Origin of the sequence: Lysinibacillus sp. HST-98 (genome assembly GCF_016757845.1) — a bacterium.
GTDB lineage: Bacteria > Bacillota > Bacilli > Bacillales_A > Planococcaceae > Lysinibacillus > Lysinibacillus capsici.
Genome location: NZ_JAENHX010000001.1, coordinates 608,759 through 620,250 on the forward strand (window position 1 = coordinate 608,759; position 11,492 = coordinate 620,250).

The 11,492-nt window shown below is 36.7% G+C and carries 8 protein-coding genes; 2 read left to right on the forward strand and 6 right to left on the reverse strand.

Going from position 1 to position 11,492, the window contains the following annotated elements; translation table 11 throughout:
* Positions 1–90: 90 nt before the first annotated feature.
* The 4 genes from rpoD to ccpN form a co-directional block, all read right to left on the reverse strand.
* Entirely contained in the window at positions 91–1,218 is a 1,128-nt protein-coding gene (gene rpoD / locus JIN86_RS03070) for an RNA polymerase sigma factor RpoD (RefSeq protein ID WP_004227165.1), read from the reverse strand.
* Positions 1,219–1,250: 32 nt separating this feature from the next.
* On the reverse strand, positions 1,251–3,083 hold the full coding sequence (dnaG, locus tag JIN86_RS03075) for a DNA primase (RefSeq protein WP_004227161.1): 1,833 nt from the start codon (positions 3,081–3,083) through the stop codon (positions 1,251–1,253).
* Positions 3,084–3,286: 203 nt separating this feature from the next.
* On the reverse strand, positions 3,287–4,099 hold the full coding sequence (locus JIN86_RS03080) for a pyruvate, water dikinase regulatory protein (protein WP_004227157.1): 813 nt from the start codon (positions 4,097–4,099) through the stop codon (positions 3,287–3,289).
* Between the two features lie 15 nt (positions 4,100–4,114).
* Entirely contained in the window at positions 4,115–4,747 is a 633-nt protein-coding gene (ccpN, locus tag JIN86_RS03085; RefSeq protein WP_004227151.1) for a transcriptional regulator CcpN, read from the reverse strand.
* Between the two features lie 428 nt (positions 4,748–5,175).
* On the opposite strand from ccpN, the gene JIN86_RS03090 reads away from it, so the two are divergent.
* A complete protein-coding gene (locus JIN86_RS03090; RefSeq protein WP_004227145.1) occupies positions 5,176–6,561 on the forward strand; it encodes a glycine--tRNA ligase in 1,386 nt (461 codons plus the stop codon).
* A 52-nt stretch (positions 6,562–6,613) separates the two neighbouring features.
* Here JIN86_RS03090 and JIN86_RS03095 read toward each other — a convergent pair whose 3' ends face one another.
* Entirely contained in the window at positions 6,614–8,332 is a 1,719-nt protein-coding gene (locus JIN86_RS03095; protein ID WP_004227139.1) for an HD-GYP domain-containing protein, read from the reverse strand.
* Between the two features lie 836 nt (positions 8,333–9,168).
* On the opposite strand from JIN86_RS03095, the gene JIN86_RS03100 reads away from it, so the two are divergent.
* Entirely contained in the window at positions 9,169–10,569 is a 1,401-nt protein-coding gene (locus tag JIN86_RS03100) for an S-layer homology domain-containing protein (protein ID WP_202341244.1), read from the forward strand.
* A gap of 24 nt (positions 10,570–10,593) precedes the next feature.
* Here JIN86_RS03100 and recO read toward each other — a convergent pair whose 3' ends face one another.
* Complete coding sequence (recO, locus tag JIN86_RS03105; RefSeq protein ID WP_004227133.1) at positions 10,594–11,379, reverse strand: DNA repair protein RecO; 786 nt, start codon at positions 11,377–11,379, stop codon at positions 10,594–10,596.
* Positions 11,380–11,492 lie beyond the last annotated feature (113 nt).

Below are 11,492 nucleotides of genomic sequence, written 5' to 3' on the forward strand. Positions count from 1 at the left end.
TTCTTTTTGTTCACTTTTCAAGTCTATAAAAAAGAGCTATACCAATTAGTCATTATCTCACTACTTGGATAGCTCCAGCTATTTTAAATTTTATTCTAAGAAGTCTTTTAAACGTTTGCTACGAGAAGGATGGCGTAATTTTCTTAGTGCTTTCGCCTCGATTTGACGAATACGTTCACGCGTTACGCCAAACACTTTTCCAACCTCTTCTAATGTACGTGTGCGACCATCGTCTAACCCAAAACGTAAACGAAGTACGTTTTCTTCACGGTCTGTTAATGTATCTAGTACATCTTCTAATTGTTCTTTTAACAGTTCATAGGCTGCATGGTCGGAAGGAGATTGTGCTTCTGAGTCCTCGATAAAGTCTCCTAAATGGGAATCATCTTCTTCTCCAATTGGTGTTTCAAGAGATACTGGTTCTTGTGCAATTTTTAAAATTTCACGTACTTTTTCAGGTGTTAAATCCATTTCTTCTCCAATTTCCTCTGGAGAAGGCTCACGACCTAAATCTTGTAAAAGTTGACGTTGTACACGTATTAATTTATTAATGGTTTCGACCATATGAACAGGAATACGAATCGTACGCGCTTGGTCAGCGATTGCGCGTGTAATCGCCTGACGAATCCACCATGTAGCGTAAGTCGAGAACTTAAATCCTTTACGGTAATCGAATTTTTCAACAGCCTTAATAAGACCCATATTTCCTTCTTGAATTAAATCAAGGAATAGCATTCCACGACCAACATAGCGTTTTGCAATCGATACAACTAGACGTAAGTTCGCTTCCGCAAGGCGTTTACGTGCTTCCTCGTCCCCTTGCTCAATACGTTCAGCAAGTGCAATTTCTTGCTCAGCAGATAATAAATCCACTCGGCCGATTTCTTTTAAATACATACGTACAGGGTCATTGATTTTAACACCTGGTGGCACACTCAAATCATTTAAGTCGAAAGTTTCTTCGTTCGCTTCTTCTTTCATTAGACTTTCTTCTTCAAATTCTTCTTTTCCAATGATTTGAATATCTTTATGCTTTTCAAGATCCTCAGCAAAATGGAAAATTTCTTCGTTTTCCAATTCATAAGGTGTTAGTTTCTCTGAAATTTCTTTCATTGAAATTTCACCCTCTGTTTTTGCTTTTTCTTGTAGGAATTTTTTTGCATCATCTAATGTAATTTCTACTTCTATCTCTTTTGAACGTTCTGACTTGTCCGCCATAAACCTTCCTCCTTCTAAACAACCGAATCGGGTTAAATCGCCGATAACGATTTTCTTAAATGAATAATCTGTTGGGCGATTTCAAGTGCACGTGCATACTCATGCATCTTCTCCGCTTCCTTTGACTCATGCATCTTTTGATAAATTTCTTGCTCAATTCTATGTTTTTGAAGCTGACGGATAGAGTCCATAACCTCTGCCTCTGCTTGATCAGGATCTCGCTCAACTAAAGCCGCTTCCATGACAATTTTTCGCAATTCAGCGTCATCCAAAATTTCCACAAAACGTTGATAATCAGGATGACCATACTCCTCATAAAATCCAACTAAGCGAACAAAAACTGCCATATAGGCATCTCGTACAAATGGCTCTTTTTGCTCACTACGTAATACCCTGTCCACTACATCTATATTATGAAGCATATGAGCCAGTAATAAACGTTCGGCACGTTCAGCTGCGTCCATAGGCTTTTGTTGTTGCGTGACTGGCATTGAAGGTATCTGTGTAGGCATTTCTACTTTAGCAGAACGTACCTGATTAGCCTCCAGTTTTCGGAATTGGGCATAAATGGCTTCTTCCGAGATGTTTGTTTCATTTGATAGCTGTCGTATATACAAATCTCGTTCAACTGGTGAAGATCTTCCCACTAGATGCTCAAGAACTTCTTGAATATATTGAAGCGTATCATTTTCAAATTGAAAGTTCTTATTGCGTCTAGCATGCATCATCATAAAAGCAATATACGCATGAGGTTTTTCCAAAATTTGTTCCTTAAATACTTGTCCACCTAAAGTGTGAATGTATTCATCAGGATCTAATTTTTCTGGCAACACGGCAATATCGACTTTCATTCGCTCTGTATGCAGTAGCTGCGCCGCTCGTTTCGCTGCATCAAATCCAGCATTATCACCATCATAGCAAATCGTAATTTGCTCTACTAAGCGCTTTAGCTTTGTGATATGCTGATTTGTTAACGAAGTACCCATTGTCGCAACAACATTCATTACACCTACAGAGTTGGCTGCTAAAACGTCCATAAATCCTTCCATCAATACTACTTGACGATTTTTTCTGATAGAAGTTCGTGCTTTATCTAGGTTATACAGCACTTCACTTTTTTGGAAAATTGGTGATTCTGGACTATTTAAATATTTTGCTTCCTCACCATTGGATGAAAGGATACGTCCTGAGAAGGCAATAATTTTACCGTTCTCATCTCGAATAGGAAACATGATACGTCCTCTAAAACGATCAAAATAACGTTCTTCTCCCTCTCTTTTGATGATTAAGCCACTTTCGGCAATTTCTTGTAAGTTATAACCTTTTCTTTCAAGCAATATTGTTAATGCATCAAAGCTTGGGAGAGACCAACCAATGTTATTAGATTCGATAAGTTCCCTTGTAAATCCTCTTTCTAGCAAATAATTTAAAGGTTCTTCACCATCCTCTGTATTCAACAGTAAATGATGAAAAAAATCTGCTGCAAAAGCGTGTGCTTCTTTCATCCTTTCATCCGCTTTAGATATCTTTTTCGTTCCTCCAGGGAAACTTGGCTCAACATCTAAGTGTATGCCAACACGTTCCCCAAGTTTCACAACAGCATCTGGAAAAGAAATGCCTTCAATATCCATTACAAAAGTAATGGCATTGCCGCCTGCACCACAACCAAAGCAATGAAAAATTTGCTTATCTGTAGATACAGAAAAAGACGGTGTTTGCTCTCCATGAAATGGACAGAGACCAAACCAATTTCGCCCACGCTTAGTAAGCTGCATGTATTCACTAATAACATCCACGATATCTGATTGTGTGCGAATCTGCTCAATTACTTCTTCTGGAATCTTCCCTGCCAAATCCATCACCATCTTTAATATTTGCGTTCTAGAAACACAATTCGCTATTCGTTTTAAAATTCCTTTATTTCTCGACAAAAAATTAGGATTTTTCTCTTATAAATATTTTTACCACAATTTTATTATAAAACAAAAATTAGTTTTTATCTATACCGTTTTTAAAATCCACTCAAAAAAACCGCCTCTGCTAACCGAGGTGGTTTAAAATTCTATCCTTATTTACAGGTCAAAATATGTTCGATAATCGTATTTGCTGTCTCTTCAACAGCTTTATTTGTCACATCGATAACTTGACAACCTATTCTACCGACAATTTTTTCAAAATGCTGAATCTCATCAAGAATTCTTTCATGCTGTGCATAGATAGCATCATCATTCAAGCCGAGAGACATTAACCTTTCTTTCCGGATTGAGTTTAACTTCTCAGGGGAAATAATTAAACCAAAGCATTTTTTAGGGTCTATCTGTAATAGCTCTTCTGGTGGTTCTACCTCTGGCACTAAAGGTACATTCGCCACTTTATATTTTTTATGGGCTAAGTATTGTGATAGTGGTGTTTTAGAAGTTCTTGATACACCAACTAGTACGATATCAGCTTGTAATAGTCCTCGTGGATCTCTACCATCATCATATTTTACCGCAAATTCAATCGCTTCAATTTTTTTGAAATAATCATCATCCAGCAGATGAACAATGCCAGGTGTTTCCAATGGATTTTCTTCCATAAAAGCTGCCATTGATTGTAAGGCCGGACCTAAAATATCCACAGCCTGAATTTTTTCTTGTTCACATAAATCATGTAATAATTTACGCATTTCTTGGCGAACCAGTGTATAAACAATAAATGCTCGCTGTTGCGAAGCAAGAAAAACAATTTTACGGATAAGCTCCTCTGATTGAATATGTGGAAATCGACGAATTACAGTATTTTCAAGACCCGGTCGGAACTGGCTAATAACCGCTTTTGCAACTTGATCACCAGTTTCACCGACAGAATCAGATACAACAAATACGCGTAATCTTTTCATGCAGCTCTCCTTCATTTAGACATTTTGTGCAAGAGATAAGAAAGCCCGTGTAATCGTTGTTTTTGTAAGACGACCAACAATCGTTAAACCACCCTCTTGCGGTTCAACTACTGGTAGTGAATCAACCTCACGTTCAATAAGTTTGTTCGCTGCAACAATTAAAGAATCTGATCTTTCACAGTACGAAATATTTGGCATACGCGTCATAATAATATGTACTGGAATTTTATTTAAATCCTGCGTACCAATACTTGTACGCAGTAAATCTTTGCGAGATAGTACGCCTGTCAAAAACTCATTCTTATCTACGACAAAGAGTGTACCAACATCTTCTGAAAACATAAAGCAAATTGCATCATAAACCGTCATTGTTTCAGGGACAACTACTGGCCCTGAATGAAAATCCTTCACTTTTAAATTGTGAATACTATCTATTAATGTAACAGATGCCTTCTTACCTGAATAAAAATAACCAACCCTTGGTCTTGCATCCAGAAATCCTGCCATTGTTAGGATTGCTAAATCCGGTCTTAGAGTTGCTCTTGTCAGATTGAGACGTTCGGCAATATGTTCCCCCGTAATAGGGCCATTTTCTTTCACAATTTGTAATATGTCTTCCTGACGTTTATTGAGTTCGATTGGACTCACCGCCTCAAATCTAATAGTGTTATACTTATGCTCAATTATTATATACTATTTTAATAATTATTGCGAATTAAAGAACTACATGCTACAATATTGACACATACGCTTGCTCTATCTGTATTTTCGAGCAAATTGCGTTATACAGGCGATGATGGGAAAAAAGTATCTGTTCCATTCTATAGCGAGTAGAAGATGGTGAAAGTCTACACAGCAACAGAGAAAAGGCACTCCCTGAGCTAACTTTTTGAAAAGAGGTTTTAAACTACTTGTTTAAAACAATCAGGGTGGAACCGCGGGTATTAGCACTCGTCCCTGGGCATACATTGTGCCCGGAGACGGGTGCTATTTTCATTTAGTTGCAACTGAATGAAAAAAACTTTGGCGTTTTTACCGCTAAAACAACGTATTAAAAAATTAAAGGAGGCTATTTTATGGCTAACAAATCAATGGAAACCATCGTATCTTTAGCGAAGCATCGAGGCTTTGTCTTCCCTGGTTCTGAAATCTACGGAGGTTTAGCAAACACTTGGGATTATGGTCCACTAGGTGTTGAATTAAAAAATAATATTAAAAAAGCATGGTGGCAAAAGTTTGTTCAGGAATCTGAATACAATGTAGGTATCGATGCTGCTATTTTGATGAATCCAAAAGCTTGGGTTGCTTCTGGTCACGTAGGAAACTTCAATGACCCAATGATCGACTGTAAATCATGTAAGGCCCGCCACCGTGCAGATAAAATTATCGAAGACGCTGCATTAGCGAAGGGCGATGAAATCATCGTTGATGGTATGACATTCGACCAAATGAAAGAAACAATGATTAAATATGACGTAGTATGCCCTGATTGCGGAAAGGCTGATTTCACAGATATTCGCCAATTCAACCTCATGTTTAAAACATTCCAAGGTGTAACGGAATCCTCTACAAATGAAATTTATTTACGCCCAGAAACGGCACAAGGTATTTTCGTGAACTTTAAAAACGTTCAACGTTCTATGCGTAAACGTACACCATTTGGTATCGCGCAAATCGGTAAATCTTTCCGTAACGAAATTACACCAGGTAACTTTACATTCCGTACACGTGAATTCGAACAAATGGAGCTTGAATTCTTCTGTAAACCTGGTGAAGACCTTGAATGGCATGCATATTGGAAAGAATTCTGTAAAAATTGGTTACTAAACCTAGGCATGAAAGAAGATTCGATGCGCCTTCGTGACCATGAGGATGATGAGCTATCTCACTACTCTAACGCTACAACAGATATCGAATTCAAATTCCCATTTGGCTGGGGAGAGCTTTGGGGTGTAGCGGATCGTACAGATTACGACTTAAAACAACATATGGAGCACTCTGGTGAAGATTTCACTTACATTGATCCTGTATCAAACGAACGTTATGTTCCTTATTGTATTGAACCATCATTAGGAGCTGATCGTGTAACATTAGCTTTCCTGTGTGATGCCTATGATGAAGAGGAACTAGAAGGTGATGATAAACGTACGGTTTTACGTTTCCACCCTGCTCTAGCTCCATTTAAAGCTGCCGTGCTACCACTTTCTAAAAAATTATCTGATGAAGCTACAGATGTTTGGGCTGAACTACGTAAAGCCTTCCCTGTTGATTTTGATGAATCACAATCAATTGGTAAACGTTACCGTCGTCAAGATGAAATTGGTACACCATTCTGTATCACATATGATTTTGATTCAAAAGAGGACGGCCAAGTAACAGTACGTCATCGTGACTCTATGACACAAGTTCGTATGCCTATTGCTGAAGTAAAAGCCTATATTGAAAAACACCTACAATTCTAATCACTTTAATGCTCAAAAAAGAGGGGGTAGCCAGCAGGCAACTCCCTCTTTCTTATGCTTTATATGTTGAAAATAAGCGCTCTTGCATTTTTTCCTCGAATGAAAACTTTTTCATGCTCAAACCTATTAAGCTCACTAATAGCTCCTCAATATCCGCTAGTGAGTAATAAAGGAATGTACCTTCTCGCATTGGACGAACCCGTTTGTCAAAAGTTAGTTCATCTTCAATAAAGTAAGCGACATTAACATCACAATGTTCCATCAATTGTGTAATACGTTGATCATCACCTGGGTTTATAAAGAATGGCACAATTTTATCAATATACAAAATACTTTGAACAAGCTTAATGAAGAAATTTTCACGCAACGATGTCTCCACAACTAATATGGTCGTTTGCTCATGTTGATAATCCATATATAAAACGTTTAATTGCTCTTCTAGTAGCGTTTTTAAAATACCAATAGAATTGCGATACTTTGTCATATCCGTTTGGATTTCTCTTGTTAGTAAACGTAAAATACGAAAGGCTGGCAGAAAAATTTTTAAGACAATTTCTTTAGGATGTAAATGGTCAATTAATTTATTAAAATGAATTCTCAGATTATTTTCATCACAGCGGATTAATTGCTCCACAAATAAGTTAAAAATCTCTTCGAAGCTATTAGCTCGATAGTCGATCATTTTTGTAATTCTCACACTATAGTTCAAAGGTAGATTCATTGATTTTTGCTCATCTAACAATCTTACTTTTGGTAATGTAGGAAATAAATCATAAACAAGTTCTACTTGTGCACTGCGATTATCTGATAGCATAACAACAGAGTTGACTGGGTAAATCCCTAAACATTCTACAAATTTATGCATAAAGCTCTCATTATATAAATGTCGATCTCTGTATAAGACGGCTAAAGCATCTGTAGCACCATAGCCAACATGATAGACTCTCTTGGATGTCATCGCTGAATATACATCAACAATTTGTAATAATTGTACACCATCACTCATATCATCCGCACAAAGTTGATTTGGATAGCCCTTTCCCGCAAAACGTTCATGATGATCTCGTGCCAAATAGGCAATGTCTTCCTCGTTATGTTCCATGAGTAGCTCGTAGCCTTTTGTTGTGTGCGTCTTTACAATATCAAACTCATCTTCAGAGAGTTTACGTTTCAGATTTAATATTTCTTGTGGTATAAAAACCTTCCCGATATCATGGAACAGGTAGCCCCTAGCTAATGTTTCAATATCTGTTAAACCTAGGTATCTAGCAAAAATTGTACCTAATACAAACACATCAAATGAATGGACAAATGAATACTCGTCCCATTCCTTTAAACGCATAAGTAGCTCATAGCGATGTTTTTTTTCCAAAATCTTTTCAAAAACACCTCTTACATAAGCCGTATCTTGTATGCTTTTAAGAATTTGTCCATAGCGTAATTCGTGCACGACATTTTCCAATGTTGTCATAAAAAGCTGACTGACTGTCTCTTTATAATCATCCACAGGATCTCTTTTTTCAATTAATGGGGCAAATAGATCTTCATATTCTCTTGTTCGTTGAGCACTTAAATCATGGACAACTCGAACTGAATCAGATGGCAAATAGACAGATAATTCATCTACTTTACGAAGTTTAAGTAAGGCAATAATTCGCTCCGTTAAAACTAAATCCTTTTTAGCCAATAAACGATACTCTGAAAAAATATCTTCTGCTAAGATATCATTTGCTTCAACTTCACGAATACTTAAGGTTACTTTTCGTAGCATATATTTTGCCACATACGCAATGTACTAAGCACTATGTGACTCCCTCCTTCTTCCATAGGACTGCGCTATTCTGATAAACGTATAACAATACGTTTTGCTGATAGAGGCTTTTATATTTCATAGGCATGTCTAAAGTGATCTAGCGTACATCAGTTTCGATGGAGATTAAACGACTTAATTATATTTAAAAAATATAATTACCATTATCTATACCATTTACAATATCATAGGTTAAAATGCCTTTTCAACTAGTATATGGGTCTCGAATGAACAGTTTCTACCACTTATATAATGAAAACTAAACAAAAATACAAATCTTTTTACCTATTAAAATACTCCTAAATATAGATATAAATATAAATATAGATAAATAAGACTTTATATTATTCATTTAAAGACAAAAAAATAACGAATAAAATTAAATTTCTGCAATAATTTTATTTTGTAAAAATTGAAATTTATTCATTAAAAAGAAAGGTAATATAGTTGCATCCTCCTATAAAATCAAAGGTATTTCTTTTTATTTAAAAGATAAAATGAAGCGAGTTTTGCGCTACGCAAGTTAATTAGTTTTAACTCATCCTTTTACTTAAGGCATCATTGATTACCCAACACGTCATGATATGGATGAAATTCCCTCTATGCGTTGTTCCATCTATTTGGTATAAATAAGTTATTATAGTTAGTATTAGCTGTTAAATAATGAATAATTAACAGGCTAAAGACACATCACCTTAACATTCATTCGTCCGGAAGTTTGAACTGATACATAGGAAGGTCTAACCAGAAACATATATACTATAAAATTTTCTATTGTACTTTTTGGAGGAATTTAATTGCAGTCTCAACGTTTATTTCAACTAGCTATGGCTTCTGCTTTAGTAACAAGTGCGATTATTATCGCACCACCCGCACATGCAGCATCATTTTTCCCTGATGTCAACCCAACCACTGAGGAAGGTAAGGCTATTATTCAATTAGCAGAGCGTGGCATTATTTCAGGCTATATGGATGGGACATTTAAACCTGCTAATCCTATTACACGTACACAGGCAGCGAAGATTTTAGCAGGTATTTTAAAGTTAGATACAGTTCACGTAAAAAATCCTCAATTCAAAGACATTAAACCTGGCGATGAAAACTACGGAGCCATTGCAGCATTAGCAAATGCTGGGATTATTAATGGTGCAAATGGTTACTACTACCCTACTCAACATATAACTCGCGAGCAAATGTCCAAAATGATTGCGAAAGGCTTTGGATTAACAAGTACGAGTAACACGCAATTACCGTTTACAGATGTTAAAAAGGGGAATGAATTTGAGCCTCATATTAAAGCATTGTTTGCAAATGGGATTACCAAAGGAACATCTGCAACGACTTTCGGCCCAAAAAGCAATGTAAAGCGCTCTCAATTGGCTGCTTTTGTTGTACGAGCTGAAAAGTTGCAAGGCAATTCAACCGTCTATGCAAATCAATTTAAGCAGGACTATATTTTTGCCTCTTATGGTGGTCTTGAGCCAGCAGAGGATATTTTCACATGGCATGAAGAGGAAGATATGACAGAGTCTATCACGATAACCCCTATAAAAGAAGGTACGGGCAAATTAGTGATTACTGGATTTACTGATGATTCAGAGGATTTTACTGACATTTTTTATTTAGTACATGTCAAAAACGTAAATGGTAAGCTGAAGGTAACGCTTGAAGAAGTAAATGAAGATGATTATATCGAAAATTTACCACTCGATTTGTCTGAGAGTAAATTACCATTCATGCCAGCAGAGGTGACGGTGCAAAACACGAATGGACAGCCACTCGCTTCAAATTTATATAACTTTAATCAACAAGATCAAACACTATCCATCTTGCAAAATGGACAATTCATTGTTACATTTTCAAATGGGACACAACAGCAAAAGATGGCTGCAGATGTGTATTCCTATGATTTTGTTCGCAGCATTGATTTATATCATTTGACAGATGAATTAATACTAACAACGCTAGAATTACCTTTTAAACCAACACATGTAGCACTCGAAAGCTTTGGTTTTGAGCCAGTGCCTGTAAAAGCTACAATTCTTAACGGACAACTACATGTTACGCCAAAAGCTGAAGGTCTAGCGATTCTCCATTTAACAGGTAGTAATGATCAAACAGCATACCTTTATATTGAAAGTAAAAAAATTGCTGGACAATGGGCCTTTTTAGTGTCAGAGGATGAGGATGAATTTTAAATAACGTGAAATGTCAGATGAACATTATGATTCATCTGGCATTTCGTCTTTTGAGCGAATTTGAAATTCAGGTGTTCGCTCTAGCTGCTCAATAAATTTCCGGGTTTTAAAACGAATACCTGTTTGTTCTTCGTAGATGGTTGTAATGATTTTTTTGATAAAATATTTTGTTTCCTTTTTCAGTTCTATTTTTCCTATTTGATCGATTGGAATAGTATAGAACATACGAATCAGTTTTAGCTGTGTTGGCGTTAAGCGAATGATATAGGGGTCATGCTGATAACAGCGATGGCATAAAAATCCTCCTTGAGCAAAGGAAAAAGCAAATTCCCCATCTACAGCGCCACACGCAGCACAGGCATGTAAAATAGGTTGTACACCTGTATAGGGCAACATTTTCCATTCAACAAATAGCGTAATGGCTTCAGGATCGTAGCCATCCTCAATTGCTTGTAGTGCATGTAGTAAAACATCGAATGCAAAAGGCTCTGGCTTTCCTTCTTCCACAACTCGCTCCACTAATTCCATAATATAGCTAGCATAAGCAGTAGCCATAATATCTTCACGAATATGGCGCATTGAATTTAAATGTTCTCCCTGTTGCAAAGTCCCCATGCCCGTATGATGTTGTACCATAAACATCCCATAGGTAAAGGGTTGCGTGATGGAAGCCAATCTACTAGAAGGTTTTTTTGCCCCTCTAGCCATCGTAGCCACTTTGCCAGCTTCCCGAGTTAGCAAAATAACAATCTTATTAGATTCCCCATAAGCGCGAACCTTTAATACAATCCCCTCCCATTTATGAAGCATAATCCCCCTCCTTTCATAAAAGAACTATCCATGCAAAGAGAGCTGCCCAAAATAATTTTGGACAGCTCAAAAATAAAAATGATCAAATACTTCTAGATCCTTTTGTGCCTACA

Coding starts and splice junctions, on each gene's coding strand:
- JIN86_RS03090 (WP_004227145.1), top strand. CDS start 5,176: ATGGCTAACAAATCAATGGAAACCATCGTATCTTTAGCGAAGCATCGA.
- JIN86_RS03095 (WP_004227139.1), bottom strand. CDS start 8,332: ATGCTACGAAAAGTAACCTTAAGTATTCGTGAAGTTGAAGCAAATGAT.
- dnaG (WP_004227161.1), bottom strand. CDS start 3,083: ATGGTGATGGATTTGGCAGGGAAGATTCCAGAAGAAGTAATTGAGCAG.
- recO (WP_004227133.1), bottom strand. CDS start 11,379: ATGCTTCATAAATGGGAGGGGATTGTATTAAAGGTTCGCGCTTATGGG.
- rpoD (WP_004227165.1), bottom strand. CDS start 1,218: ATGGCGGACAAGTCAGAACGTTCAAAAGAGATAGAAGTAGAAATTACA.
- JIN86_RS03080 (WP_004227157.1), bottom strand. CDS start 4,099: ATGAAAAGATTACGCGTATTTGTTGTATCTGATTCTGTCGGTGAAACT.